Genomic DNA, 25,875 nt, shown 5'->3' with positions numbered 1-25,875 from the left:
ACCACCGGAGGTTGTCATGTCAGCACGCCACACCCTCGTCCGAAGCATGCACGACATCGGGCTCGCGTCCTGGTTCGGAGGTTCCCTCATGGGCGCCGTCGGGCTCAACGGCGCGGCCGCGGCGGCCAAGGACCCCCAGGAGCGCGTGGCCCTCGCCGCGAAGGGCTGGGCCCGCTGGACCCCCGTCGTCGTCGCGTCGGTCGGTCTGCACACGCTCGGCAGCATCGGTCTCATCGCCGGGAACGCCAAGCGCCTCGAGCACCAGGAGGGCGCCCGCACCAACACCGTCGTCAAGGGCCTGCTCACCGTCGCAGCGGCAGCCACCACCCTCTACGCAGGTGGCGTCGGCAAGACTCAGCACGAGCACGCCGACGAGGGAGCGCCCGGCGCGACCGAGGCGTCACGCTCCTCCTCCGCCGAGCTCACCGCGGCGCAGGAGAAGCAGAAGGCGCTCCAGTGGGCCATCCCCGCGCTCACCGGCGTCCTCATCGTCCTCGCCGCGCAGCAGGGAGAGCAGCAGCGTCCCCTCGGCGGCAGGCTCCACGGCCGCTGACCGCACGACGGCCGATACGCCCACCAGGACGGGCCGTGATGGAGCCACGTGCCCCTCACGGCCCGTCCGTCCGTGCCCTCAGGGCCCGTCCGTCGCCGGGCGGATCCCACGGGAGCCGCGCGGATCAGACGGAGCGGGTCTCGCCGCTCCGGTCGAGGAAGGCCGCGAGGGGGTCCTGACGGACCGCTGCCCGCACCTGCTCGGCGACCTGACCGAGCTGCTCGCGTTCGACCGGCAGGTACGCGTCCGGGACGACGTCGAGCACCAGGCCGACCTGGTGCAGGACCTCGGCGCGCTGCTCGTCGTCCCGCGTGGCGAGACCGACGTCGCGGAGCATCCTCAGGAGTCCGACGAGCACCGTCGGCTCCTGTCGCCCGTAGCGACGAACCTGCCCGCACGCGAGATCGAGGTAGTAGCGCAGGTCCCTGTCCTCGACGACCGCCCTGCCTCGGCCCTCGTCGTCCTCGTGCAGCGTGGGACCGAGCCTGCGTCCCGTGAGCTCGACGAGCAGGTCCGTGAGGTGACCGAGGCAGTGCATGGCGGTCACCGGGTCGTTCACCCCCGGGGACAAGGCGCGGACCGCGATGTCCACGAGCTGGCGGAAGCCGAACGCGGCGTCCTGCTCGACCGTCCGCTCGTAGCCGAGCGCGACGGCGCCGACGACCCGACGCGAGAGGTCCTCGGGCGCGTCGTGTCCCGCGCCGAGACGGACGGCGGCGAGGAGGGTGCCCTGCACCACGTGGTCCCCCGGCCTCGCCACGACCCGCACCAGACAGTCGTGCTCGACGGCCGCCGACACGAGGTCGTCCACGCTCACGGAGCGGACGAACCCGCTGCTCCGCGCCGGCAGCAACGTCCACGCACCGTCGATCTGCTCCGCGGCACCGGGCGAGCGTGCGGCGCCCGACCCGTACGCGGGGTAGAACGCACGGATCGCGGCGCGTGCCTCGCCGTGGACCGTGAGCATCATCGTGTCCACCCTGAGCTTCCTCGTGATGTGGGTGATGAACCCGAGCACCGCGGCGAGCGACCCGAACGCCAGCAGGATGGTCACACCTACCGCCAGGACAGGGACGTCGTCCTCCTCGCGCAGCGACCGCAGGACGAGCACGGCGAACACGAAGGTCGCGACGAGGACGGCGAGGACCGCCTTGGTGACCCTGTCCCTCGTGAAGTCGCGCAGCAGGCGCGGCGAGAACTGCTGCGACGCGAGCTGGAGCGCGACCACGGTGAGGGAGAAGGTCAGCGAGACGATGCTCATGGCCGCGGTCGCGACGGTCTGCATGAGGCTCGCCGCAGCAGCGACGTCGCCCGGCCACACGATGCGGGCCAGCACGGAGCCCGCGGGCGCCTCGATGTGCGTGAGGAGCGGCACCGTCAGCGCAGCCGCAACCGCCGCCGCCGCGGGCCAGGTCCACAGCTCCGCACGACCTCGCTCCACGCTCGGGCCCGCAGAACCCCTCACACCCACCGTGCGCTCCGTCGTCCCGCGCCGGTCATGCGACGAGATAGACGAGCCCGGCGATCGCGAAGCCCATGAGGCCGATGAGGGTCTCGAGGACGGTCCACGTCTTCAACGTCGTCTTGACGTCCATGTCGAAGAACCGGCCCACGAGCCAGAAGCCCGAGTCGTTGACGTGCGACGCCATGACCGACCCGGCCGCGACGGCGATGACGATCGAGGCGAGCTGGAAGCCGTTGAAGTCCCCGGCGGCGACGGCCGGCTCGATGAGCCCGGCCGCGGTGATGAGCGCGACGGTCGCCGACCCCTGTGCGACGCGCAGGATGGTGGCGATGAGGAAGCCGGCGACGATGACCGGGACGCCGAGGTCGCCGAGGACGTCCGCGAGCGCGTCGCCGATGCCCGAGGCCCGCAGGACCGCTCCGAACATGCCACCGGCCCCGGTGATGAGGATGACGGAGGCCACGGGGCCGAGGGAGGAGTCGAGGAGCTTCTCGATGACGTTCTTGTCGCGTCCGCGACGTCGGCCGAGGACCCAGGCGGCGACGAGGACGGCGACGAGGAGTGCGACGGGCGTGGAGCCGAGCGCGCGGCCGACGGCGAACCAGGTGGCGTCCTCGTCGACCGTCCCGGCGGTGCCGAGGAGGTCGAGACCGGTGTTGACGAAGATCAGGACGAGCGGCAGCAGGAGGAGCGCGAGGACCGTCCCGAAGGACGGGGGGTTGGGGGGAGCGTCCTCGTCGTCGGTCTTCCCGAGGATCTCGGGGACGGGCAGCACCCACCGGCGTCCTGCCCAGACGCCGTAGAGGTAGGAGGTCACGTACCAGGTGGGGATCGCGACGACGAGACCGAGGAGGATGACGACACCGGGCTCCGCGCCGAGGAGCTCCGACGCGGCGACGGGGCCCGGGTGGGGTGGCACGAAGATGTGCATCACGGAGAAGGCGCCGGCGACGGGCAGGCCGTAGGTGAGGACCCCGGCGCCCAGGCGCCGTGCGACGGCGAACACGATGGGGAGCATGACGACGAGGCCTGCGTCGAAGAAGATGGGGAAGCCGAAGATCAGGGACGCGACGCCGAGGGCGAGGGGCGCCCTGTCCTCCCCGAAGCGGGAGACGAGGGTGTCGGCCATGACCTTCGCCCCGCCGGAGGTCTCGACCATCCGCCCGAGCATGGCCCCGAGGCCGACGAGGAGCGCGACGGAGCCGAGCGTCGTGCCGAACCCGGTGGTGATGACGTCGATGACGGCGGACGGGGGGATCCGCGCGGCGAATGCCGTGAGCACGGAGACGAGGATCAGTGCGAGGAACGCGTGGAGCCTGAGCTTGATGATGAGGACCAGGAGCACGACGATCGCACCGGCGGCGATCGCGAGCAGGGGTCCTGCGGTGAGGGTCTGGGTCCAGTCCTCGGGGGGCATCGGTGTCTCCTGGCTCGGTGGGGTGGTGGAGGAGCTGCCGCGCTCCGTCAGCTCTCGGTCGTGAGTCCGAGCGCCTCGAGGGCACGGTCCATGACGACGTCCGGGGGGACGTCGACGGCGAGCGTCGTCCCGTCCTCGTCGTCCGTGAGGGGTTCGAGGGTGCTCAGCTGGGACGGCAGGAGCGTGGGGGGCATGAAGTGGCCGCTGCGCCGGGACAGCCGCTCGCCGATGACCTCGGGCGCCGCGGTGACGTGGAGGAAGCGGACGCGGCCCTGCGCGTCGCCGAGGACGTCCCGGTAGGCACGGCGCAGCGCGGAGCAGGTGACGATGGTGCTCCTGCCGGTCTGCGCCTGGCTGGTGAGCCAGTCGCGGATGGCGTCGAGCCAGGGCCAGCGGTCCTCGTCGGTGAGGGGTGTGCCGGCCGTCATCTTGGCGATGTTCTCGGGCGGGTGGAAGGTGTCCGCCTCGGCGACGGGCCACCCGAGCCGCTCGGACAGGTTGGTCGCCAGGGTCGTCTTGCCGGACCCCGAGACCCCCATGACGACGAGGTGCTGGATCTCGTCGTCCTGCTGGGGCCGGGCGGTCGCGTCGTCGGGAGCCATGCTCACATCATGGCGGCGGGGTGGGTCGCCCGCGACTGCACGGGCATCGCCCCGGGTGCTGTGACGTCGGACACGTTCAGATGTCCTCGGGGTTGTCCCAGTCGTCGCCCGCGAGGATCTTGCCGTCCTTCGCGCGCCGCTCGCTCTCGCGCAGGGAGCGGGGAGCGCGCGTCGCGTCGCCCCCGGTCAGGACGTCGCCCATCCCGGGGCGGTCCTCGTCGTAGTACCGGGCGTCACGGCGCTCGGGCTGGGGTGTGGCACCGCGGCGACGGGGTGCGTCCGGGGCGGGTTCGTCGGTGGTCATGCCTCATCCCACCAAACTCTGCGTGTTCCTGCCAGAGGACCGGGACGACGCGAGCCGGGACGCCTGGGGCGTCCGCCCGGCCTCGGGCCGCGGGCTCGCGCGGATGACGGGAGCCCGTTCGTGGGGCAGTCTTTCTGCATGCAGATCTGGCCTGGAGCCCCCTACCCCCTCGGCGCGACCTTCGACGGCAGCGGAACGAACTTCGCGATCTTCTCGGAGGTGGCCGAGCGCATCGAGCTCTGCCTCTTCGACGAGACCGGCGAGGAGACCCGCATCGACCTCGTCGAGGTCGACTCGTTCGTCTGGCACGCCTACCTGCCCTCGGTGCAGCCCGGACAGCACTACGGATTCCGGGTGCACGGACCCTACGACCCCGAGCACGGCCACCGGTGCAACCCGTCCAAGCTGCTCCTCGACCCCTACGCGAAGGCGATCGACGGTGCGGTCGACGGGGACCAGAGCCTCTTCTCCTACACGTTCGGCTCCCCCGAGGTGCGCAACGACGACGACTCGGCCGGTCACACGATGATGTCCGTGGTCGTCAACCCGTTCTTCGACTGGGGCCACGACCGTCCGCCGAACCACGAGTACCACGAGTCCGTGATCTACGAGGCGCACGTGCGCGGCATGACGCAGCAGCACCCGGACGTCCCCGAGGAGCTGCGGGGCACCTACGCCGGCATGGCGCACCCCGCGGTCATCGCGCACCTCACCGAGCTCGGGGTCACGGCCGTCGAGCTCATGCCCGTGCACCAGTTCGTCAACGACTCCACGCTCGTCGAGAAGGGCCTGTCGAACTACTGGGGCTACAACACCATCGGGTTCTTCGCGCCGCACAACGGCTACGCGTCGTCCGGGACCGCCGGCCAGCAGGTGCAGGAGTTCAAGCTCCTCGTCAAGGCCCTCCACGAGGCGAACATCGAGGTCATCCTCGACGTCGTGTACAACCACACCGCCGAGGGGAACCACCTGGGCCCCACCCTGAGCTTCCGGGGCATCGACAACGCCGCGTACTACCGGCTCGTCGACGATGCCCAGGAGCACTACTTCGACACCACGGGCACCGGCAACTCCCTGCTCATGCGCCACCCGCACGTGCTGCAGCTCATCATGGACTCCCTGCGCTACTGGGTCACCGAGATGCACGTCGACGGGTTCCGGTTCGACCTCGCGTCGACCCTGGCCCGCCAGTTCCACGAGGTCGACCGCCTCTCGGCGTTCTTCGACCTCGTCCACCAGGACCCGGTCGTCAGCCAGGTCAAGCTCATCGCCGAGCCGTGGGATCTCGGGGACGGCGGCTACCAGGTGGGCGGCTTCCCGTCGCTGTGGAGCGAGTGGAACGGCAAGTACCGGGACACCGTCCGTGACTTCTGGCGCGGCGAGCCCGCCACCCTCGCCGAGTTCGCGAGCCGCATCTCCGGGTCCTCGGACCTCTACGAGCACACCGGCCGCAAGCCCATCTCGTCGATCAACTTCGTCATCGCCCACGACGGCTTCACCCTCGCCGACCTCGTCTCGTACAACGAGAAGCACAACGCGGCCAACGGTGAGGACAACAACGACGGGGAGAGCCACAACCGCTCGTGGAACTGCGGCGCGGAAGGCCCCACGGACGACCCCGAGGTCAACGCCCTGCGGCGCCGCCAGCAGCGCAACGTCCTCGCGACCCTCCTGCTGTCCCAGGGTGTCCCGATGATCGCCCACGGCGACGAGATCGGCCGCACCCAGCGCGGGAACAACAACGTCTACTGCCAGGACAACGAGCTGGCGTGGATGGACTGGGACCTCAGCACGGAGAACGCCGAGCTCCTGCGCTTCGCCCAGCAGCTCGTCCACCTCAGGCTGCGGCACCCCGTCCTGCGGCGCCGCAGGTTCTTCGCCGGGGACCACGACTGGTCCGACGGGGAGCTCGGCGACATCGCGTGGCTCAACGTCGACGGCGAGCACATGCAGGACGACGCCTGGAACGAGGGCTACGCGCGGTCCGTCGCCGTCTTCCTCAACGGCGAGGCCATCCACGAGCCCGACATGCGCGGCGAGCGGATCGTCGACGACAGCTTCCTGATCTTCTTCAACGCGCACCGCGACGAGCTCGACTTCACCGTCCCGGACGAGCGCTTCGGGTCCGAGTGGGCGATCGTCTTCGACACCGCCGACCCGCCGCTCGACGAGTCGCCCTCGATCGCCGCACCCACCCCCGTCGAGCTCCCGACGGTCGCGTCGCGCACCGTCACCGCCGGCGAGACGATCTGCGTGTCCGGGCGCAGCATGGTGCTCCTCGCGAGGTCGCCGCTGGGCGACTAGCAGCGCCAGGCACCACCCCACCGTCCGCGACACCTCGAAGGAACCCCCATGGCGCACGACCACCCCGACCACCCCGAGCACGGCGGGGCGGTCGCCTCGCCCCGCCGCTACCCCGCACCGGGCCGGACGGTGCCCGTCTCCACGTACCGGTTGCAGCTCGGGGCGGACCTGACGTTCGACGACGCGGCCGCGCGCGTCGACTACTACGCGTCGCTCGGGGTGACGCACCTGTACCTGTCACCGATCCTCACGGCGGCGCCAGGATCGACGCACGGGTACGACGTCGTCGACCACACGACGGTGAGCGCGGTCCTGGGCGGCCGGGAGGGCCTCGAGCGCCTCTCCGCCCGGGCCCGCGCCGCCGGGCTGGGCATCGTGCTCGACATCGTGCCGAACCACATGGCGGTCCCCACCCCCGCGTGGCACAACGCGGCCCTGTGGTCGGTCCTCGAGACCGGCCCCGACTCCCCCTACGCCGCATGGTTCGACGTCGACTGGTCGGGCGGTGACGGCGCCCTGCTCATGCCGGTGCTCGGCAGCCGCATCGGCGAGGTCCTCGCCTCCGGTGAGCTCGCCCTCGACGTCTGCGACGTCCCCGGCCACGGGACCGACGTCACCGTCCTGCGCTACTACGACCACGTCTTCCCCGTCCGGGCCGGCACGGAGTCGCTGCCGCTCACGGAGCTCGTCGACCGCCAGCACTACCGGCTCGCCCACTGGCGCGTGGGCGACGAGGAGCTGAACTACCGCCGGTTCTTCGACGTCGGCACCCTCGCCGCGATCCGCGTCGAGGACGACGACGTGTTCGACGCCACGCACGCCCTCATCCTCGAGCTCGTCGAGCAGGGCGTCGTCGACGGCCTGCGCATCGACCACCCGGACGGCCTCGCCGACCCCTCGGGCTACCTGTCGCGGCTCGCCGAGACGTCCGGCGGGGTGTGGGTCGCGGTGGAGAAGATCCTCGCCGGGGAGGAGCAGCTCCCCCGGGACTGGGAGACCGTGGGCACCACGGGGTACGAGGGCCTGTGGAGGCTGCAGTCGACGTTCCTCGAGCCGCGCGGCGAGTCCCGCCTCGCGAGCGTCATGCACCGGGTGACCGGCGACGAGGGCGACGGGCTGCCCGGTCTCGTCGAGGCGTCCAAGCGGGAGATCGTCGAGGGCCCTCTCTACGCCGAGGTCCACCGCCTCACCGACCTCGCCGCGGCGATCTGCCGGGACGACCCCCGCCTGCGGGACCACACGTGGCGGGCTCTCGGCGAGTGCCTCGCCGAGCTCCTCGTCGCCTTCGACCGCTACCGGGCATACGTGGTGCCGGGCACCGAGACACGGCGGGAGAGCGTGGCCGCGCTCCACGAGGCAGCCGAGATCGCCCGGCGACGCGTCGACGCGGAGCGGCAGGAGACGTTCGACGTCCTCGTCGAGCTCCTCCTCGGCCACGAGGTCGGCAGCGCCGGCCGACGCCGCGAGGCCCGGCGGGACGAGCTCGTCGTGCGCTTCCAGCAGGTGTGCGGGGCCGTCATGGCCAAGGGCGTCGAGGACACGGCCTTCTACCGGTGGACGCACCTCACGTCGCTCTGCGAGGTCGGTGGGGAGCCCGGGCACTTCGCCGTGAGCACCGACGCGTTCCACGCGTTCGCGGAGCGCCTCGGGTCCCAGACGCCGGTGGCGCTCACGACCGGGTCCACGCACGACACCAAGCGCAACGAGGACACCCGGGCGCGCCTCGGGGTGCTCTCCGAGTACGCCGACGAGTGGGCGGACCTCGTGGACGCGCTCCGCAGGCACACGGCGCGCGTCCGCTCCACGCTGCTCGACGGGCGCACCGAGTACCTCCTGTGGCAGACCCTCGTGGGCACCTGGTCCGAGGACGGACCCATCAGCGCCGAGCGGCTCACCGCGTACCTCACCAAGGCGACCCGCGAGGCGAAGACACGGACGTCGTGGACCTCTCCCGACGAGGCGTACGAGTCGGCCGTCACCGGTCTCGCCACGCACGCCCTGGAGGACCCCGTGGTCCTGGAGCTCCTCGGCGGGTGGGCCGAGCGCACCGCCCCGGCCGTGCGGGCGGCGAGCCTCGGCATCAAGCTCGTCCAGCTCACGATGCCCGGCGTCGCGGACGTCTACCAGGGCTCCGAGTCCTTCGAGCCCACCCTCGTCGACCCGGACAACCGGCGGCCCGTGGACGCCACCGACCTCGCGGAACGTCTCGAACGCCTCGACGGCGGGGCGTCACCGCGCACCCTCGGCGAGGAGAAGCTCCTCGTGACGTCCCGGGCGCTTCGCGTGCGCCGGGCGCACCCGGAGACGTTCGTCGGGTCCGGGGCCGGCTACCGGCCGCTCGCGGTCTCCTCGGGCTGCACCCTGGCGTTCACGCGCACCGAGGACGACGCGTCCCGCGTCGTGACCCTCTCGACCCGCACCGCCGGCGAGCTCGAGCGGCTCGGCGGGTGGGGGACCCACACCGTGATGCTTCCGGAGGGGCGCTGGCAGGACGTCCTCACCGGCCGCAGCGTCGACGGCGGGCACCAGCCCGTCGCCCCGCTGCTCGAGGACCTGCCGGTCGCCCTGTTCGTCCCCGAGGAGAGCTCATGACACAGACCCCGTACCGCCCCAGCGTCTGGGCGCCGTCCGCGCAACGTGTCGACGTCGTCCTGCCCCCCGTCGACGCGGCGGGCTTCACGGAGGACGACGTCCGCGTCGCGCTCACCCCGGCTCCCGCTCCCGGGCTGGGCGACGGATGGTGGACCGGCGACCACGAGCTCGCCCCCGGGACCCGCTACGGGTTCTCCGTCGACGGCGGACCAGCCCGGCCGGACCCGCGCTCGCCCCGGCAGCCGCTCGGCGTCCACGGCCCGAGCGAGGTGTTCGACACCGACGCCTTCGAGTGGACCGACGAGACGTGGAACGGCACGCCTCTCCTCGGGGGTGTCGTCTACGAGCTCCACGTGGGGACGTTCACCGAGGAGGGCACCCTCGACGCCGCGACCGGCAGGCTCGGACATCTCGTCGACCTCGGCGTGGACGTCGTCGAGCTCATGCCGCTGGCCGCCTTCGAGGGGCGCCACGGATGGGGGTACGACGGTGTCGCGCTGTACGCGGTCCACGAGGCGTACGGCGGACCCGAGGCGCTCCAGCGCTTCGTCGACGCCGCGCACGCCGCAGGCCTGGGTGTCGCGCTCGACGTCGTCTACAACCACCTCGGTCCGACCGGCAACTACCTCGCCGAGATGGGGCCGTACTTCACGGACACCCACAGCACGCCGTGGGGTTCAGCGGTGAACCTCGATGCCGAGGGGTCCTTCGAGGTCCGTCGATGGATCGTGGACAACGCCCTGCGCTGGCTCCGGGACTTCCACGTCGACGCGCTGCGCCTCGATGCCGTCCACGCCCTCGTGGACGACTCCCCGACGCACGTCCTCGCCGAGCTGTCCGACGCCGTCGCTGGGCTCTCCCGCGAGGTGAGTCGGCCGCTGAGCCTCGTGGCGGAGTCGGACGAGAACGACCCCGCGACGGTCACCGCGGTGACCGACGGCGGGCGTGGCATGACCGCGCAGTGGGCGGACGACGTACACCACGCGATCCACGCCTTCATGACCGGCGAGCAGCACGGCTACTACGTGGACTTCGGCTCGGTGGACGTCCTGCGCAAGGCCCTCACCGGGGTCTTCGTCCACGACGGGTCGATGTCCACCTTCCGCGGCGAGCCGTGGGGCCACCCCGTCCCCCGTGGCATCGACGCTCGTCGATTCGTCGTCTTCTCGCAGGACCACGACCAGGTGGGCAACCGGGCGCGCGGCGACCGGCCGTCGGCGCACCTCGACGACGGGGGCCTCGCCGCCTCCGCGGCCCTCGTGCTCCTGTCCCCCTTCACCCCGATGCTCTTCATGGGCGAGGAGTGGGGTGCACGCACCGACTGGCGGTACTTCACCGACTTCGCCGACGCCGACCTCGGCCGCGCCGTCACCGAGGGACGGACCCGCGAGTTCTCGGGTCACGGCTGGGACGCCCTCTACCCCGAGGGCTTCGAGGTCCCCGACCCGCAGGACCCGGCCACGCGCGACGCGAGCGTCCTCGACTGGCACGAGCTCGACCACCCGCGCCACGCGCGGCTCCTCGACTGGTACCGCACCCTGGTCCGGCTGCGACGCGAGGACCCGGACATCGCATCGGGAGACCTCGATGCCTGCACCCTCGACAGCGACTCCGACGGCCAGGTGCTCGTCCTGCGCCGCGGTGCCGTGCGCGTCGTGCTGAATCTCGGGACCACGGCCACGGCGCTCGCGGGTCCGGCAGGGACGACGCTGCTCGCCGGGTGGGGCGACGTCACCGTCCGCCCGACGGACGGGCCCGGCGCCCAGGACGCTGAGATCCACGTCGAGGTCCCCGCACGGGGCGTCGCGGTGTACCGCGAGCCCACCCATACCTGACACCCCACCCCCTCAGGAGGACCCATGCCCGGACGACCGGAGCAGTCACCTACGTCGGCCGTCTGGGAGACGAGCCCCGCCGCGGCGCTCCGCGTCCGCCCCGGGTTCGACCTCGCAGGCCTCGACCGGCGCTCGACCCCCGGCTGGACGGCCGGGAAGTCCGCCGGCAAGGCCCTGCTGTCCGCGCACGGCGACCGCCTGTCCGAGCTCCAGGAACGCCTCTTCGCGGACGGGCGCACGGGTGGCGACCGCTCCGTGCTGCTCGTCCTGCAGGGCATGGACACCGCCGGCAAGGGTGGGATCGTGCGGCACGTCGTCGGGCTCGTCGACCCCCAGGGTGTGCAGCACCACGCGTTCGGCGCACCCACCGAGGAGGAACGGTCGCAGCACTACCTGTGGCGCGTGCGGCGGGCGCTGCCGGAGCCCGGCTACCTGGGCGTCTTCGACCGGTCGCACTACGAGGACGTCCTCATCGTCCGCGTCAAGGAGCTCGTGCCCGAGTCCGAGTGGTCGCAGCGCTACGACGAGATCAACGCCTTCGAGGAGGAGGTCGCCGCCTCCGGCACGAGGATCGTCAAGGCCGCGCTCTTCGTGTCGCTCGACGAGCAGCGCGAACGCCTCGCGAAGCGCCTGGAGCGTCCGGACAAGCACTGGAAGTACGACCCGAGCGACATCGACGCGCGGCTCGAGTGGCCCCGGTACCAGGAGGCGTACCAGGCCGTCCTCGACCGGACGAGCACCGACGTCGCCCCGTGGCACGTGGTCCCCGCCGATCGCAAGTGGTACGCGCGACTGGCCATCTCGCAGCTCCTCCTCGACACCTTCGAGGACCTCGACCTCGGATGGCCGCGCGCCGAGTTCGACGTCGAGCACGAGAAGGCGCGTCTGGCCGCGTCCTGAGCCACCCGGACCGGCGCCTCGCGACCGCGGTCAGGCCGGCGACGAGACCAGGCGCCGCCCGTCCTCCGCGAGCGACCCGAGCCTCGACAGCGCACGGTAGTACTTCTTCCGGTACCCGCCCGCGAGCATCTCCTCGGTGAACAGGTCCGTCCCCCCGGAGCCGCCGAGGAGGACCGGCACGTCCCGGTCGTAGAGGCGGTCCACGAGGACCACCAGGCGCAGCGCGGTCGACTGCTCCGTGACGGGATGCACACCGATGAGGCCCAGGAGGTCGACACCGTCGAGCAGGGCCCCGTACCGGCTCGGGTGGACCTGCGACAGGTGGCTCAGGAGGGCGTCGAAGTCGTCGAGCGCCGCCCCGTCCCGACCGTCGACGACCTCCGCCACCTCACGGTCCTCGAGCCCCTGGGCCCCCGTCACCGCAGCCCGGTGGCGGTAGTCGTCGCCGTCGACGCGGAGCACCTCGAAGCGGGCCGCCAGCGCCTGGATCTCACGGAGGAAGTCCTCGGCCGCGAAGCGCCCCTCCCCCAGCGAGTCCGGGAGCGTGTTCGACGTCGCCGCGAGCGCGACGCCCCGGTCGGCGAGCTCACGCAGGAGCCGGGACATGAGCACGGTGTCACCCGGGTCGTCGAGCTCGAACTCGTCGATGCACACGAGCCGCTTGGAGGCGAGCGCGTCGACGGTCCGGGCGAACCCGAGGGCGCCGACGAGGTTGGTGTACTCGACGAAGGTGCCGTAGGAGCTCGACCGTGTGCCGACGGCGTGGGCGAGCGACGTGAGCAGGTGGGTCTTGCCGACGCCGAAGCCGCCGTCGAGGTAGATCGCGGGGGGCGTGGTGCGTGACGCGAGCCCGAGGCGGCGGCGCCATCCGCCCTGCTCCGCGTCGAGCGTGGCGGCGACCTCGACGAGCCTGTCGACGGTCGCCTGCTGGCTCGGGTGCGCGGGGTCCGGCCGGTACGACCCGAAGGACGCGTCCGCGAAGTGGCGGGGCGGGACGAGGTCGGCGAGGAGTCGCTCGGGCGGGACGCTGGGGTGGACGTCGGTCAGGTGCCTGGGTGGGGCGTTCACAACGGTCGAGCCTACCGGCGCACGGCCTAGGGTGGGGTTGTGTCACTCACCACTCCTCCCCCGTCCGACGTCCCGCTCCCCCCGGTCCTCGCGGAGATCGCCGAGGACCTCGAGGCGCTGCCCGCGGCGCAGCGCCTCGAGATGCTCGTCGAGCTCGGGGCGAGCGTCCGCGCCGTGCCCGAGCCGTACGCCTCCGACACCGGTCTCATGGAACAGGTGGTGGAGTGCCAGTCGCCGGTGTTCGTCGCCGTCGAGCTCGAGCCGGCCGACCCGCCGAGCTCCGGGCGCGTCACCCTGCACGTGTCCGCGCCGAAGGAGGCGCCCACGACGCGCGGGTTCGCCGGCGTCCTCACCGAGGGGCTCGAGGGCATGGACGCGTCCGAGGTCCTCGCGGTCCCGGCCGACCTGCCGGCACGGTTGGGTCTCCCAGAGCTGGTGAGCCCGTTGCGGGTGGCGGGGATGACGTCGCTGCTCGGCAGGGTGCAGAGGCAGGTCCGGGAGCGCCTCGACGACGGCCGCGCGTCGTGACGGTCGACCTGCCCGTGGCCGAGGTCCTCGTCGACCGGTCGGGCGCGTCGGGCGGGGAGAGCGTGCTCGCGCCGGAGCCCGGCGAACCGGCGCTCGCGCGCCTCTACGGATACCCGACCGGCTCCCCGTCCCGTCCGTGGGTGCGGGCGAACATGATCTCGACCGTCGACGGGGCCGTCGCGGGCGCCGACGGCCGGTCGGGGTCCATCAACGGTCCTGCCGACTGGCGGGCGTTCCGTGTGATGCGGGCCCTGGCCGACGTCGTGCTCGTCGGTGCGGGGACCGCCCGGTCGGAGGGGTACACGGCGCTGTCCGCGCCGACCGACCTCGTCGGGCTCCGCGAGCGCACGGTGGGTTCCGCTCCCCTCGCGGTTGCGGTCGTCACTGGGTCCGGCGGGGTGCCGGAACGGCTTGCCGACGCTGCTGCACGACCGGACGGTGCCGGTCCCGTGTGGGTCGTGACGACGCGGTCCGGTGCGGTGCGTGCCGTGGAGCACGTGCGGGAGGACCGCGTGGTGGTGGCCGGTGAGGACGACGTGGACCTCGCGACGGCCCTCGCCGCCCTCGCGGACCACGGTCTGCGCCGGGTGCTGTGCGAGGGTGGCCCCGGGCTGCTGTCGAGCATGCTCGAGGAGGACCTCGTGGACGAGCTGTGCCTGTCCACGGCGCCGACGGTCGTCGGCGGGCCGTCACCCCGGGCCGTGTCGGGGTCGGAGGTCCTCTCCCCCGCGCGGGAGGCGCGGCTCGAGCACCTGCTGCACGCCGACGGCGTGCTGCTGGCGCGGTGGAACCTCCGCACGGACGGGACGTCGCCGGTAGGGTGAGTGATGTGACGGAGACCATCCTCGTACTGACCGAAGACACCCTCGACTCCTCCGACGTGCAGCACATCGTGGGGCTCCACCCCGACGACGAGCTCGACTACCGGGTGCTCGTCCCCGCGGACACCGAACGGAGCATGCTCGGCTCGATCATCGACCACCTCGCCTCATGGCAGCTCAAGGAGGCGTGGGAGGACGCGACGAGCGGCGAGCCGTCCGAGCGGGAGGCCCGCGCAGAGGCCTCCGAGCAGCTCGCGGGGTCGATCGCCGAGTTCCAGTCCGTGGGCGCCGTGGCGAGCGGGACCGTCGTGGAGGACGACCCGCTGCCTGCCCTGCGGACGGCGGTCGCCGCCGGCAGCGTCCGGGAGATCGTCGTGGTGACGTACCCCCACGCGCTCGAGGACACGTTCCGCCGCGACTGGGCGTCGCGCGCCCGGGAGGAGCTCCACGTACCGGTGCTGCACCTGTACACACGGACGAGCACCCTCGGCTGAGCCGCTGGGACGCGCGAGGGGCGGCACCCGTGCAGGGTGCCGCCCCTCGCGCTCGTCAGGACGACGTGCGCGTCAGAACCCCGTGCTCGTGGGGTTCGGGTAGTAGGTGCGGAACTTCTTCACCTGGTTGAGCAGCGCGGCGGTGACGTACATGCGGCGCTTGATGGACCCGTCCTTGGCGTACCGCAGCGGGTGGACCACCCGGCGCGCCTTGATGAGTCCCTCGACGTCGGCCCGCAGCTGCGGGTCGACGACGTAGTGGAGCAGGAGCTTGCTCGGGAGGATGGAGTAGAGGATCTCCTCGTCGACCACCACGGGGTCGACCGCGTTCCCGAGGACCCGGTCCTCGACGAGGAAGCGCACGGGGTTCCCACCGGCCGCGGTCACGTAGTAGTTGTTGCGCCCGATGCGCGGGTTCACCTCGAAGAACCGGAACGACCCGTCACGCGGGTCGACCTTCACGTCGAAGTTCGCGAACCCCACGTAGCCCGTGGCCTCGAGGAAGGTACGTGCCTGCGCGAGCATCCCGTCGAAGCGTCGGGTGACCATCGCGGCGGGGTTCCCGAGCCCGGAGGGGGTGTGCTCCTCGAGGAGCACGTGCGCGGAGCACATCATCGTGATGGAACCACGGCTGTCGACGTACGCGGTGATCGACCGCATCTGCGTGTCGTCCCCGGGGACGAGCTCCTGGACGACGAACCGCCCGGTGAAGCCCGCCTCGCGCAGCGACACCCACAGGGCGTCGAGCTCCTCGGGCGTGCCGATCTCGAAGACCTTCTTCTTGCCCTCGAACTCGACGTCCTGGTAGTCGGCGCTGCTCGCCGCCTTCGCGATGAGCGGGTAGGGGACGTCGACCGGCACCGGGGCCCAGCCGGGCTCGGACGCCCGGGCGAAGTCCTGGACGATCGTCCGGGGCACGCTGATGCCCAGCTCCGTGCAGATCTCCGCGAAGGTCGCCTTGTCGGAGATCCGGTCCAGGAGCTCGGCGGACAGGAACGGCACGACGTAGAACGGCTCGAGCTCGGCGCGGTGCTGGACGACGACGCGCACCAGCCAGTCAGAGTTCGCCAGGAGCACGAGCCTGCGCCCGGGGTGCTGGCGGGCGACCTCGAGGAGCCGGTCGACGAGCTGACGCGGGTCGTGACCGTTCTCGACGAGCGAGTTGTCGATGATCGCGGAGTCGGCGATGGGCCCGAGGGCGGCGCCGCTGACGACGATCGACCGGACGCCGTAGGCCTCGTGGAAGGACCGGGCGAGGGCGTAGACGCCGATGTCGGCGCCGAGGATGACGGGGAGGAGCCCCTCCGGTGCCGCGCTCGTGGGCGCAGCACCGGAGGCGGGAGAGCCGTGGGTCACTGTGCGGTCTCCGTGCGGTCGAGGGACCACTCGGTGTGGAAGACACCGGGCTTGTCGACGCGCTGGTACGTGTGCGCCCCGAAGAAGTCGCGCTGTGCCTGGACGAGCGCCGCGGGCAGGCGGTCGGCACGGACACCGTCGTAGTAGGCGAGCGACGACGAGAACGCCGGCGTGGGCACGCCGTTCAGCGCCGCGAGCGACACGATGCGGCGCCACGCGGGGACGCCGTTGCCGACCGACTCGGTGAAGTACGGGTCGGCGAGGAGGAGCGGCAGGTCCGCGTCGCGCTCGTAGGCCTCGGTGATGCGGTTGAGGAAGCGCGCACGGATGATGCAGCCGCCGCGCCAGATGCGAGCCATGGCCCCGCGGTCGATGTCCCAGCCGAACTCCTCGGAGGCGGCGGCGATCTGGTCGAACCCCTGCGAGTAGGCGACCACCTTCGACGCGTAGAGGGCGAGGCGAACGTCCTCGACGAACGCGTCACGATCGGTGACGTCCCAGGCGCCGGCCTCGGCACGCAGCACGCCTGCGGCCGCGGTGCGCTGCGGGACCGACCCGGAGAGGGCGCGCGCGAAGGTCGCCTCCGCGATGCCGGTGATGGGCACCCCGAGGTCGAGGCCGTTCTGCACGGTCCAGCGACCGGTGCCCTTCTGCTCGGCACGGTCGAGGATGACGTCGACGAACGCGCTGCCCGTCTCGGCGTCGACGTGCTGGAGGACGTCCGCCGTGATCTCGATGAGGAACGACTCGAGGTCGCCGGTGTTCCACTCGGCGAAGATCTGGCCGATCTCCGCTGCGGAGGCGCCCAGGCCCTGCTTGAGGAGGTCGTAGGCCTCGGCGATGAGCTGCATGTCGGCGTACTCGATGCCGTTGTGGACCATCTTCACGAAGTGACCGGCACCGTCCGGCCCCACGTACGTGCAGCACGGCACGCCGTCGACCTTGGCGGAGATGTCCTCGAGGATCGGGCCGAGCGTCACGTACGACTCGGCGGATCCACCCGGCATGATGGACGGCCCGTTGAGGGCGCCCTCCTCACCGCCGGACACGCCCGAACCGACGAAGTGCAGGCCGTGCTCCCTGAGGCGCTCCTCGCGCCGTCGCGTGTCGGGGAAGTGCGCGTTTCCGGCGTCGATGACGATGTCCCCCTCCTCGAGCAGGGGGATGAGCTCGTCGATGACGGCGTCGGTCGGGCCGCCGGCCTTGACCATGACGACGACCTTGCGCGGGCGCTCGATCGACGCGACGAAGTCCGCCATCGACTCCGACGGCAGGAACGTCCCGTCGTCACCGTGGTCGGCGACGAGCGACTCCGTCTTCGCGAAGGACCTGTTGTGCACGGCGACCGTGTACCCGTGCCGCGCGAAGTTGCGCGCCAGGTTGCGGCCCATGACAGCCAGACCGGTGACGCCGATCTGTGCGAGTTCGGACATTCTGGAGTTCTCCTTGGTCGCGGAGGGTGCACGCGCACGACGGCGCCCGTGCAGGGGGGCGGATACCCGCCCAACCCTAGTGCGATCATCTCGAATCGCACCGGTCCGCGCGCCGTACCGCTCAGATGGCGGGACCCGCACGTAGTCTGCTCCGGTGATCACGGCCGACCAGACAGAGGTTCCCGAGGACTTCCTCGCCGCGCTGCGCTCGTTGCGCGCGGCCCAGGTCCGTCCTGAGGTCCGCCTGACCGAGGTTCCTGCGCCCCGGCGCATCGCACCGTACGCCGCGGCGCTCAACGGTGAGGTCGCCTCCGGAGAGCTCGAGCGCACGGGGCACAGCGCGTCGGGGCGCTTCATCGTGCTCCACGACCCGCGGGGTCAGGACGCGTGGGAGGGCACGTACCGGATGGTGACGCTCGTGCGGGCCACCCTGGACCCGGAGATGGGCGCAGACCCGCTGCTCACCGAGGTCGCGTGGTCGTGGGTCGAGGAGGCGCTGGCCCGCACGGGAGCGGTGGCCCACGCGCAGGGCGGGACGGTGACCAGGGTCGCCTCCGAGAGCTTCGGGACGCTCGCGTCGCGCGAGCAGGAGACGGAGGTCGAGATCCGGGCGTCTTGGTCGCCCCGCGGCCCCGGGGGGCCGGGAGCCCCCGTCGACCTCGGCCCTCACCTGGCCGCGTGGGCGAACCTCATGTGCACGACGACCGGCCTGCCCACCTACCCCGACGGCGTCACCCCGCTGACCCGCGGACCTCGAGGAGTGGTCTGACGATGACGTCCACGGACGCCCCCGTCCCCACCGACGACGACCCCGGCATCACCCTTCTCACGGAACCCGCCGAGGGCGTCCCGCGCGTGCTCACGACGCAGGCGGACCTCGCACGGGCCGTCCGGCTCTTCGCCGCCGGCACCGGTCCGGTCGCCGTCGACGCGGAACGTGCCTCGGGCTACCGGTACGGCCAGCGCACCTATCTCGTGCAGCTCCGACGCGCAGGGGCGGGCACCGCGCTGATCGACCCGGTCGCCCTCCCCGACCTCTCCCCGCTCTCCGACGCCCTCGAGGGCGTCGAGTGGGTCCTCCACGCGGCGTCCCAGGACCTGCCCGGTCTCGCCGAGCAGGGGATGCACCCGTCGCGGGTCTTCGACACCGAGCTCGGGGCCCGTCTCCTCGGGATGGAACGGGTGGGCCTCGCCGCCGTCGTCGCCGAGCTCCTGGGTCTCGGGCTCGCGAAGGAGCACTCGGCGGTCGACTGGTCCACGCGCCCGCTTCCCGACGAGTGGCTGCGCTACGCGGCCCTGGACGTCGAGGTCCTCGTCGAGCTGCGGGACGTCATGGCGCGCCGTCTCGAGGTCGCCGGGAAGAGCGACTGGGCCGCGCAGGAGTTCGAGGCCGTGCGACTGGCACCGCCACCCGCACCCCGGGTCGACCCGTGGCGTCGCGTCTCAGGCGTGCACGCCCTGCGCAACCGCCGCATGCTCGCCGTCGTGCGCGAGCTGTGGCTCGCCCGCGACCGCCTCGCCCGCTCCCGCGACGTCGCGCCCGGACGGGTCCTGCCGGACCGGGCCATCGTCGCCGCCGCCCAGGCCATGCCACGCTCCGTCGGCGAGCTCACCAAGGTGCACGCCTTCGGCGGTCCCGCGACACGTCGACGCGCCACCACGTGGCAGAAGGCGATCGACACCGCTCTCGCCCTCCCGGACAACGCCCTGCCCGACACACGCGGCCCCCGCACCGACGCACCTCCGCCGCCCCGGGCATGGGCGGACCGCGACCCCGTGGCCGCAGCCCGCCTCACCGTCGCCCGCGCGGGCGTGGTGGCCCTCTCCGAGGAGCACTCCGTCCCCGTGGAGAACCTCCTCCAGCCCGACCTGCTGCGCCGTGTCTGCTGGCGCCCGCCCGCCGACACCTCGGCGGACGGCGTGGCCGACCGGTTGCGCGAGGGCGGCGCCCGCGAGTGGCAGGTGGGCCTGTGCACTCCCGCTCTCGTCGAGGCGCTCGCCGTGACCGAGGCGCCTGCGGGCGCGCAGGCGGACCACCACGGCACCCAGGCCGACGCTCCGCGGGGCTGACGCGGTTGTCTGCACCGCCCTCCCCTGCACGGCGACCGGTCACGTCCATCGTGATGAGACGAAGGGGGCCGTGTCGTCGTGGTGCCCCGACATCCGACGGAAGGCGTGCGGGGCGAACCGATGCAGGCCGTCGAAGCACCCGATGCTCGAGTCATCACTGCGAACGAGGCCCTCACGACACTGATCGGTGCTGCGCAGAAGAAGTTGGACGAGTGCCTCCAGGCCGGTTGATCGACGAGCGACTTGCAGAGCACGGGCATCAAGGTCCCGCGTACTCTGCGGTGACGCCTCGAAACCTCGGACGACGCGGAGAGCAACTGTCGTCGACGGGCAGTTCCCCTTGTGCAGGGGTCAGGTAGTCCTCGGCCCAGCCGTGCGGCAGGCCGATCACGTCGAGCACGAGGTCGAGGAAGATCCGCTCCAGGACGAGCGCGGCAGACAGCCCGGTGATGTCCACGACGGAATCGAGCTTCGTCGCGTTCTCGTTCACACGTGCATAGACGCACTCGACAGCGTGCTGGATGTTGGGTCTGCATCGCTTCCGAGTTGCCGTCGTACCACGACCTCGGCGATGCCATTGTCTAGATGCGAACCAGACACACCGCCGTAGGGGCATTTATGACCAGACAGGAGACGCCCGCGACTTGCTGATCGGATGTCGAGCCCCTCGCGTGGACAGTCGTCACAACGCCCGTGCCCCGCGCGCTACGGGGTATCTTCTCGACATGGACGATCCCCACGAGGCAGATTCACCGAGTGCAGAGGAAGAAGCACAACATGAGGCAGAGGCCTCGCAACCGCCCGCCGAGGCCGTCACGTCGATCCCACCGTTCGTGATGCCTGACCTCACGCAGTCCTGGTCCCGAGCCATCGCGTCGATCACGTCGATCCCACCGTTCGTGATGCCTGACCTCACGCAGTCCTGGTCCCGAGCCATCGCGTCGATCGCACCATCCCTCGAAGGTCTCGCGGAGGGGCTAGACGCGCACCGTCGCCGGCTTCTACCTCTCAACCTGCACTCCGTGGATTTCTCAGTCGAGGATCTGAGGAGACTCGCCGATGAGGGGATCGTTCTCTGGTCTGTTCCCAGGCCAGAGATCGCGCAGCGACTCATTGATGCACCAACCTACGGCGCCCGTCGAGAGGTTCTAGGCCGCCGAGGTCAGGCGATCCTTGAGGACTGTCGGTCCATAGCAGCTCACGCGGCAGCGGGCCCCTACGCTCCGCACGCGCGGGAGTTGGAGAAGGCAATCGCTGCTGGCCAGGCTGGCTATGTTGGGCCGGCAATCTCGCACCTCGCAAGCGTCATCGACACGATTATGCGTAACGAAATAGAAGAATCTTCACGCCTACGTCTTGTGCGGCACCCGAAGGCCCAGCACCCAATGGATCACTTCACCGAACTTCCAGCCCAATCAGCGATGGTATTCCGCCCGATATGGTTTGCTTATCGAAAAATGGAAACAGAGGAGCAGCGCACCCTCTCGACGTCCTTCGCGAGGCACGGCGTAGCCCACGATGTCACAGGGCGTCAGGCGTTGAGCTTCCGCAACTTTGTCCAGGCTGCAATGCTCTCTGCTGCACTACTCGACTATCTTTCCTGGTGGAGCGGAACGAAGACGAACAACATCAACTCAGAGTGAGCCGCTAAAACGCCGGATGCCTCCGGGGCTCCAGGACTCTGCCAGAGCCTCAGGCGTCGACGGAGCTATGGTTGCTTGGTGGCGCACACCTGAGCAATTCCTCTGAAGTCTGAGTAGATCGATGATCGCGTAAATCAAAAATTCTCCTGGAGCATCTTCAAGAGGGTCACCTTGACATTTGGAGGAACTACCACTCCTATCGCCTCGGGAAAGTTCTTTCGCGGGCGACATTGTGTCGCATCTATCGTGGACTGACATATCTTACCTAGCGCCGCTGATGGATCATTCATTCAATTGTCCACCGTAGGAGAATTGAGGTCTCCAAGCTCGGACATTTTTGAGGCGGCCGCATCTACGGGGTGACTATGAAGTATAAAAGAGCCTCGCTGTGCGGCTGTTCGAGGGTCAATCGGAGGAGTCGCCGAAATTAGCCGCGCAGGTCTTCTGGTTCGAATCTCGTTGCAACTATCACGTTCATAAGGGCGCCTAATCGCGCCGAACGTGTCTCTGCAAGGCTAGCAAGACACCAGTCTTATTCCGAACGCTTACTCCATCAATAATTGCGTCATCGTCGCACAAGAACCAGAGAGTGATGAGTGGGTCGCGGGTCACGTCGATCAATCGAGTAGCGGCACCGTGGTGACCCATTTTCGCCAGCATTTCCCAGTCGCCCATATGCTGGGCCCCTCGGCGCCGATAGTTCGCGCAGCATCGATCATCGACTGCTCGTGCGTAAACACTTCTTGAGGGGTCACACCGATTCGAGCCGACTTCGACTCAAGACGCCAATCGATGTCCGCTTGCCACCGCCACATCACCCCACCGACCGGCCCCAATAGCACGATTCCATTAATGGCAATCAGGATATCGCGGGCAGCCTGAAGGCTGGATTTTGAGGATGGCTCCTTTCGTTGCACTGTCGTAACAGAGGACAGCTCATAGGTCATCCAAGAAGGCCATGGATTCTTCATGTCACGCATCATCTCGGTTCGAGGGCTCGGACATAGGGTGAAATTAGGTGTTTCCGCGGTCGGGTAGCGTGGATTACAGTGCCGCGAACATCGACAAGGGATCTTCGCGGTACTAGCGAGCGCCGTCCGGCATAAGCAGGTCGCTCTCACCGAAGCACTCGAGATATTTTCAGTCCCGCTAATCCATCACACCACCGTGATGCGAGCAAGCTCCTCTTCTTCCACCTGCGGAAGATGAGGTGCCGTCCTTGCAGCGAACATGCGTGCCTCCGACGCCGGGTACTGACAGATTACGCTCGTAGGGGCCAATTTGTTGGAGAGCGAAAGCAAGATCGTCCTCGGCAAATTCGATCCCATACTCGGCCTGAGCGCAGGATGAATAAGTATCACAGGCATTGCGCGCGGACTTCTGGGTTCCGAGCCAGTCCAACGCAGATAGATAATATTGCCGATCAAGGAGACAGGACGAATCTCCCTGGCAGGCGGATTCAGGCAGGAGGTTTCCATCGCTTTGCCACGCCGGGTCCGCGACGGGTACCGCGGGAGCCGCTGCAGGGCTGGCCGCCGGAGAGCCCGCGAGACGGTTAGTGGCTGTCGAGGGCTCAGCACACGCCGCCAACGTAAAGAGCAGCACGGCGGCAGCGAGGGCTAATGGCGACTTGGTCGCGGGTCGTTTCACCTGTGGATCGTAGCGTGGGCTCTTCAACCAACCGACGCAGCACCTCGACGTGCGCTCTCGCCCCACGCGCTCTCTTGTATTGACAGCGATCGGAGCGCCGGCCAGCCGACGAGCAGTCTCACCTGCCAAGGGTTGCAAGACGTCTCGTCAGTACGAGCCGCGATGACGCGGGAAGGGCACGGGACCCGCGACCCGCGTGTCTCGCAGCTATGTCTCACATGTCAGCGGTACTTTCAGTGTCATGAACCTGGGTTGCGAGACACCATGACGCCGTCGAGCGGAAAACTCATCGGCTACGCGCGCGTCTCGACCCGCCATCAGAGCACCGACCGCCAGGTTGTCGACCTCGTCGACGCCGGCGTCCGACGCGACGACCTCTACGTCGACCACGGAGTCAGCGGAGCTCGAGCACGCCGGCCGGAGTTCGACCGGGCCCTCGACGCCCTCCATGTCGGCGACGCCCTCGTCATCACGACGCTGGATCGCCTCGGGCGCTCCACGGCCAACATGCTCACACTCGCCGAGGAGTTGCGTGCTCGAGGAGCGGCGCTGCGCGTGCTCAACCTCGGCGGCGCGGGCATAGACACCTCCACCGCGACCGGCGCCATGATCTTCACCGTCATGGCCGCCCTCGCCCAGATGGATCTCGAGATCAAACGCGAACGGATCAGCGACTCCGTCACCAAACGTCGCGCCGCCGGCAAAGACCTCGGCGGACGCCGGCCCCAGTGCACCGACAGCCAGATCCGCAACGCCCAACGCCTCATCACTGCGGGCGAGCCAGCCGCTCAGGTAACTCGCGACCTCGGCATGTCGCGAGCGACCCTGTGTGGGCACATCGCAAAATCCCCTAGAGGCCTGGTGTATGAATAGTTCAAAGACTGCCGTACCTGCGTGCCCCAGGATCGACCTCCGACGCTCACCTTAGGAAATCGTGCCATCACACGCTAAATACCGCACAGCGACCCTCCTGGGCTCAGGTGGATTCGCTAGAGTTTTCTCCGCCAGCCGCGAAGACACGTCGATCACGTACGCGCTCAAGGTTCCATTCAGCGAAGAAGTTATGCCCGGCGCGCTGGCTCGAATGCGACGTGAGATCGAGGTCCAGAAGACTCTCGAACACCCGCATGTCATGCCCATCCTCGACGCAGGAGACGAGGGCGACTGGTTTGTCATGCCTCTCGCGACGGGCGACCTGGAACACCTAGCCACGAGCGGACGGGTCAGAAAAGACAACCACGCCCTGATCGAAAACATCATCAAAGAAGTGGCCTCCGGCCTTCAGTCGGCCCACGACCATGGTTTTGTCCATCGCGACGTCAAACCTCAGAATATTCTCCTCCTTCCCTGCGAGGACGACCCGAACGAGGCCCGATGGGTCATCGCTGACTGGGGCGTAGTGAGGCGGCCGGCTGGACAAACAACGATGCTCACGAAGCAGCAGGGTAGCATCTTTTACACGTTCAATTACTCAGCACCCGAGATGTTCTCTGAGACGACCAGAGCAACCGCGGCGGCAGACGTTTTTAGTTTGGGAAGAGTGGCACTACGGCTACTCACCGACAGCGACATGAATTTCGATGACCTACCAGAGGGCCCCTGGCGAGACTGGATCAAGATCTGTACGCAATCAGAGGCAGGCCGCCGACCGCAGGGCATGGCCGAAGCGATCGCGCAGCTAGAGCGTCGCCTCCGCCCACGAGGCGGCGGCGTCACACGAGAAATTCAGGCACGGCTGAATGAAGAGGGCGACCAGGTCTCGATCGAGACGTGGCAACTGATCAGCGAGAACGCTGATAATACATTCGTCTATAAGGAGGTTGTGAAAACCTCTAGGGCCACCGCCTTTGCACTTGGATCGCACTTTCCGGACCAGGCGCAGGCTCTGTGCGAGGGTTGGTCCGGTTGTATCATGAAAGACTTCCTGGGAGGCGATGGTTTCGCGCGATACGACACCGGTATTCTGTGGATACTAGACGTCGTTAGGGGAATGATCTCAGGCCGTCACTACATGAACGCGGAGGGGGCGGCGAAAGTCATGTTCGAGGTCGACAACGAGAGAAACCAGTTCTTCACTCAAGGACGAATTCTTGACTGGCTTTCAGAACTTGACCAACCCGCGGACGAGTACATTGTCCGCGCCCTGCAGGATTCAGGACGGGCCTATTGGTACAAAGGACATCGAACCACCATGACTAGCGCTCTGATTCAAGATGAGTTGAACTCCTAACCCGAGCCCTCGACGTTCGTCACCAACGTCGCTCCGCCAATCTATCGGACAAGGAGACTTAGAACCGTCAGTTGTTTCAGAGCCTCTCGGTCAACGTGGTTGGCGTCTTGGCCTTGCTCGCCGCAAAGAGGCCGCTCAGTCGTGTCAACGTGGCGCCACGCGTGGCGGGCATCATTGGCGGGTTTGAAGGCTAGGCTTCCTGATCACGCCAACTGGTGCGGGGAATACTCCCGATCATCGCGAGGGAGCCTGGGGCGACCTCGCGGAACCCTAGTTGTACCGCTTGGTGCTCCTGCGATGCGGCAACGACCCCGATCGTTTCGCCGGCCTCTCCGATCGTCCCCAGCAGGCGCCTGAGCTCGACGAGCGCGCCGAGCGAGCGGCTGGCTACCCCGTCGATGTGCCAGTCCGCGGGCGGCGCGCTCGTTCGCTTCGATGTTCGACGGACGATGGGCGCGAGGGGAACGAGGACGAGCACGACGACGGCGACCACGAGCTCTGGTCGCATCTGTGACCAGAGCAGGACCAGTAGCGCTGCGATCGGAAGTGTCCGGAGAAAAGATGCCCAGGAGGAGGCCCGGGGCTCGCTGGAGGCTGCGGTGGACGATGG

At 69.4% G+C, this 25,875-nt stretch carries 25 protein-coding genes; 13 read left to right on the top strand and 12 right to left on the bottom strand.

Translation table 11 applies throughout. From position 1 onward, the window contains the following. Positions 1 to 16: 16 nt before the first annotated feature. Positions 17 to 553: a hypothetical protein gene (locus JAV76_RS09770; RefSeq protein WP_198733864.1), complete on the top strand. Its 537-nt coding sequence runs from the start codon at positions 17 to 19 to the stop codon at positions 551 to 553. A gap of 124 nt (positions 554 to 677) precedes the next feature. Here the strand turns inward: JAV76_RS09770 and JAV76_RS09765 are convergent, their stop codons facing one another. The 4 genes from JAV76_RS09765 to JAV76_RS09750 form a co-directional block, all read right to left on the bottom strand. Further along, positions 678 to 1,994, bottom strand: coding sequence for a DUF2254 domain-containing protein (locus tag JAV76_RS09765; RefSeq protein ID WP_198733863.1), 1,317 nt, complete (start codon positions 1,992 to 1,994; stop codon positions 678 to 680). 55 nt (positions 1,995 to 2,049) lie between these two features. After that, complete coding sequence (locus tag JAV76_RS09760) at positions 2,050 to 3,435, bottom strand: GntP family permease (protein ID WP_198733862.1); 1,386 nt, start codon at positions 3,433 to 3,435, stop codon at positions 2,050 to 2,052. 47 nt (positions 3,436 to 3,482) lie between these two features. After that, positions 3,483 to 4,037 (bottom strand): gluconokinase, encoded by a 555-nt coding sequence (locus JAV76_RS09755; protein ID WP_198733861.1) that lies wholly within the window; start codon positions 4,035 to 4,037, stop codon positions 3,483 to 3,485. Positions 4,038 to 4,113: 76 nt separating this feature from the next. Further along, the gene (locus JAV76_RS09750; RefSeq protein WP_198733860.1) at positions 4,114 to 4,341 is read right to left on the bottom strand and encodes a hypothetical protein; all 228 of its coding nucleotides are present in this window, start codon (positions 4,339 to 4,341) and stop codon (positions 4,114 to 4,116) included. Between the two features lie 138 nt (positions 4,342 to 4,479). Between JAV76_RS09750 and glgX the strand changes: the two genes are divergently transcribed. Genes glgX through JAV76_RS09730 form a run of 4 tightly spaced genes read left to right on the top strand, consistent with a single transcriptional unit; the run spans position 4,480 to position 11,972 of the window. After that, a complete protein-coding gene (gene glgX, locus JAV76_RS09745) occupies positions 4,480 to 6,645 on the top strand; it encodes a glycogen debranching protein GlgX (RefSeq protein WP_198733859.1) in 2,166 nt (721 codons plus the stop codon). A gap of 48 nt (positions 6,646 to 6,693) precedes the next feature. Next, on the top strand, positions 6,694 to 9,237 hold the full coding sequence (gene treY, locus JAV76_RS09740) for a malto-oligosyltrehalose synthase (protein WP_198733858.1): 2,544 nt from the start codon (positions 6,694 to 6,696) through the stop codon (positions 9,235 to 9,237). Then, positions 9,234 to 11,072, top strand: a complete 1,839-nt coding sequence (treZ, locus tag JAV76_RS09735; RefSeq protein ID WP_198733857.1) for a malto-oligosyltrehalose trehalohydrolase — start codon at positions 9,234 to 9,236, stop codon at positions 11,070 to 11,072. Before treY ends, treZ begins: the two co-directional genes overlap by 4 nt. A 24-nt stretch (positions 11,073 to 11,096) precedes the next feature. Then, entirely contained in the window at positions 11,097 to 11,972 is an 876-nt protein-coding gene (locus tag JAV76_RS09730) for a polyphosphate kinase 2 family protein (RefSeq protein ID WP_198733856.1), read from the top strand. A gap of 30 nt (positions 11,973 to 12,002) precedes the next feature. On the opposite strand, the gene zapE is transcribed toward JAV76_RS09730, so the two are convergent. Continuing rightward, positions 12,003 to 13,040: a cell division protein ZapE gene (gene zapE, locus JAV76_RS09725; protein ID WP_198733855.1), complete on the bottom strand. Its 1,038-nt coding sequence runs from the start codon at positions 13,038 to 13,040 to the stop codon at positions 12,003 to 12,005. A gap of 39 nt (positions 13,041 to 13,079) precedes the next feature. On the opposite strand from zapE, the gene JAV76_RS09720 reads away from it, so the two are divergent. From JAV76_RS09720 to JAV76_RS09710, 3 genes are read left to right on the top strand one after another with little or no spacing between them, the layout of a single operon-like run. Further along, a complete protein-coding gene (locus JAV76_RS09720) occupies positions 13,080 to 13,568 on the top strand; it encodes a SufE family protein (RefSeq protein WP_198733854.1) in 489 nt (162 codons plus the stop codon). Next, on the top strand, positions 13,565 to 14,392 hold the full coding sequence (locus JAV76_RS09715) for a dihydrofolate reductase family protein (protein WP_307844134.1): 828 nt from the start codon (positions 13,565 to 13,567) through the stop codon (positions 14,390 to 14,392). The genes JAV76_RS09720 and JAV76_RS09715 overlap by 4 nt, the downstream gene beginning before the upstream one ends. Before the next feature lie 5 nt (positions 14,393 to 14,397). Beyond that, entirely contained in the window at positions 14,398 to 14,883 is a 486-nt protein-coding gene (locus JAV76_RS09710) for a hypothetical protein (RefSeq protein WP_198733853.1), read from the top strand. Between the two features lie 72 nt (positions 14,884 to 14,955). Here the strand turns inward: JAV76_RS09710 and JAV76_RS09705 are convergent, their stop codons facing one another. Both JAV76_RS09705 and gnd read right to left on the bottom strand, forming a co-directional pair. After that, on the bottom strand, positions 14,956 to 16,239 hold the full coding sequence (locus tag JAV76_RS09705; RefSeq protein ID WP_198733852.1) for a carboxylate--amine ligase: 1,284 nt from the start codon (positions 16,237 to 16,239) through the stop codon (positions 14,956 to 14,958). After that, positions 16,236 to 17,672: an NADP-dependent phosphogluconate dehydrogenase gene (gnd, locus tag JAV76_RS09700; RefSeq protein WP_198733851.1), complete on the bottom strand. Its 1,437-nt coding sequence runs from the start codon at positions 17,670 to 17,672 to the stop codon at positions 16,236 to 16,238. The genes JAV76_RS09705 and gnd overlap by 4 nt, the downstream gene beginning before the upstream one ends. A gap of 154 nt (positions 17,673 to 17,826) precedes the next feature. Here gnd and JAV76_RS09695 point away from each other — a divergent pair, with 154 nt between their 5' ends. Together JAV76_RS09695 and JAV76_RS09690 are read left to right on the top strand one after the other, a co-directional pair. Next, on the top strand, positions 17,827 to 18,441 hold the full coding sequence (locus tag JAV76_RS09695) for a DUF3000 domain-containing protein (RefSeq protein WP_307844133.1): 615 nt from the start codon (positions 17,827 to 17,829) through the stop codon (positions 18,439 to 18,441). A 2-nt stretch (positions 18,442 to 18,443) separates the two neighbouring features. Beyond that, positions 18,444 to 19,742, top strand: coding sequence for a ribonuclease D (locus JAV76_RS09690; protein ID WP_198733850.1), 1,299 nt, complete (start codon positions 18,444 to 18,446; stop codon positions 19,740 to 19,742). A 259-nt stretch (positions 19,743 to 20,001) separates the two neighbouring features. On the opposite strand, the gene JAV76_RS09685 is transcribed toward JAV76_RS09690, so the two are convergent. After that, entirely contained in the window at positions 20,002 to 20,232 is a 231-nt protein-coding gene (locus JAV76_RS09685; protein ID WP_198733849.1) for a hypothetical protein, read from the bottom strand. Positions 20,233 to 20,467: 235 nt separating this feature from the next. Here JAV76_RS09685 and JAV76_RS09680 point away from each other — a divergent pair, with 235 nt between their 5' ends. Continuing rightward, positions 20,468 to 21,385: a hypothetical protein gene (locus JAV76_RS09680; RefSeq protein ID WP_198733848.1), complete on the top strand. Its 918-nt coding sequence runs from the start codon at positions 20,468 to 20,470 to the stop codon at positions 21,383 to 21,385. Between the two features lie 486 nt (positions 21,386 to 21,871). On the opposite strand, the gene JAV76_RS15355 is transcribed toward JAV76_RS09680, so the two are convergent. From JAV76_RS15355 to JAV76_RS15385, 3 genes are all read right to left on the bottom strand, one after another. After that, the gene (locus JAV76_RS15355; RefSeq protein WP_372403465.1) at positions 21,872 to 22,033 is read right to left on the bottom strand and encodes an FRG domain-containing protein; all 162 of its coding nucleotides are present in this window, start codon (positions 22,031 to 22,033) and stop codon (positions 21,872 to 21,874) included. Further along, positions 22,003 to 22,356, bottom strand: a complete 354-nt coding sequence (locus JAV76_RS09670; protein WP_198733980.1) for a hypothetical protein — start codon at positions 22,354 to 22,356, stop codon at positions 22,003 to 22,005. Before JAV76_RS09670 ends, JAV76_RS15355 begins: the two co-directional genes overlap by 31 nt. A 178-nt stretch (positions 22,357 to 22,534) precedes the next feature. Further along, positions 22,535 to 22,990 (bottom strand): DUF3761 domain-containing protein, encoded by a 456-nt coding sequence (locus tag JAV76_RS15385; protein ID WP_504739191.1) that lies wholly within the window; start codon positions 22,988 to 22,990, stop codon positions 22,535 to 22,537. A 309-nt stretch (positions 22,991 to 23,299) separates the two neighbouring features. Here JAV76_RS15385 and JAV76_RS09665 point away from each other — a divergent pair, with 309 nt between their 5' ends. Then, positions 23,300 to 23,908 (top strand): recombinase family protein, encoded by a 609-nt coding sequence (locus JAV76_RS09665; RefSeq protein WP_198733846.1) that lies wholly within the window; start codon positions 23,300 to 23,302, stop codon positions 23,906 to 23,908. A gap of 61 nt (positions 23,909 to 23,969) precedes the next feature. Then, complete coding sequence (locus JAV76_RS09660) at positions 23,970 to 25,265, top strand: serine/threonine-protein kinase (protein ID WP_198733845.1); 1,296 nt, start codon at positions 23,970 to 23,972, stop codon at positions 25,263 to 25,265. A gap of 190 nt (positions 25,266 to 25,455) precedes the next feature. Here JAV76_RS09660 and JAV76_RS09655 read toward each other — a convergent pair whose 3' ends face one another. After that, positions 25,456 to 25,758 (bottom strand): hypothetical protein, encoded by a 303-nt coding sequence (locus tag JAV76_RS09655; protein ID WP_198733844.1) that lies wholly within the window; start codon positions 25,756 to 25,758, stop codon positions 25,456 to 25,458. Positions 25,759 to 25,875: the final 117 nt, after the last annotated feature.

The sequence above is a fragment of the Sanguibacter suaedae genome (genome assembly GCF_016342785.1).
GTDB classification, from domain to species: Bacteria; Actinomycetota; Actinomycetes; order Actinomycetales; family Cellulomonadaceae; genus Sanguibacter; species Sanguibacter suaedae.
The sequence above is the reverse complement of the archived record's forward strand: the minus strand, read 5'-3'. Positions and strand labels throughout refer to the sequence as shown.

What these genes read in the sequence shown, in the direction of transcription:
- JAV76_RS09670 (WP_198733980.1), bottom strand. Translation starts at nt 22,356, where the DNA reads ATGAAGAATCCATGGCCTTCTTGGATGACCTATGAGCTGTCCTCTGTT.
- JAV76_RS15355 (WP_372403465.1), bottom strand. Translation starts at nt 22,033, where the DNA reads ATGGGTCACCACGGTGCCGCTACTCGATTGATCGACGTGACCCGCGAC.
- gnd (WP_198733851.1), bottom strand. Translation starts at nt 17,672, where the DNA reads ATGTCCGAACTCGCACAGATCGGCGTCACCGGTCTGGCTGTCATGGGC.
- JAV76_RS09665 (WP_198733846.1), top strand. Translation starts at nt 23,300, where the DNA reads ATGACGCCGTCGAGCGGAAAACTCATCGGCTACGCGCGCGTCTCGACC.
- JAV76_RS09680 (WP_198733848.1), top strand. Translation starts at nt 20,468, where the DNA reads ATGGACGATCCCCACGAGGCAGATTCACCGAGTGCAGAGGAAGAAGCA.
- JAV76_RS09690 (WP_198733850.1), top strand. Translation starts at nt 18,444, where the DNA reads ATGACGTCCACGGACGCCCCCGTCCCCACCGACGACGACCCCGGCATC.
- glgX (WP_198733859.1), top strand. Translation starts at nt 4,480, where the DNA reads ATGCAGATCTGGCCTGGAGCCCCCTACCCCCTCGGCGCGACCTTCGAC.
- treZ (WP_198733857.1), top strand. Translation starts at nt 9,234, where the DNA reads ATGACACAGACCCCGTACCGCCCCAGCGTCTGGGCGCCGTCCGCGCAA.
- JAV76_RS09750 (WP_198733860.1), bottom strand. Translation starts at nt 4,341, where the DNA reads ATGACCACCGACGAACCCGCCCCGGACGCACCCCGTCGCCGCGGTGCC.
- JAV76_RS09730 (WP_198733856.1), top strand. Translation starts at nt 11,097, where the DNA reads ATGCCCGGACGACCGGAGCAGTCACCTACGTCGGCCGTCTGGGAGACG.
- treY (WP_198733858.1), top strand. Translation starts at nt 6,694, where the DNA reads ATGGCGCACGACCACCCCGACCACCCCGAGCACGGCGGGGCGGTCGCC.
- JAV76_RS09770 (WP_198733864.1), top strand. Translation starts at nt 17, where the DNA reads ATGTCAGCACGCCACACCCTCGTCCGAAGCATGCACGACATCGGGCTC.
- JAV76_RS09755 (WP_198733861.1), bottom strand. Translation starts at nt 4,037, where the DNA reads ATGGCTCCCGACGACGCGACCGCCCGGCCCCAGCAGGACGACGAGATC.
- JAV76_RS09760 (WP_198733862.1), bottom strand. Translation starts at nt 3,435, where the DNA reads ATGCCCCCCGAGGACTGGACCCAGACCCTCACCGCAGGACCCCTGCTC.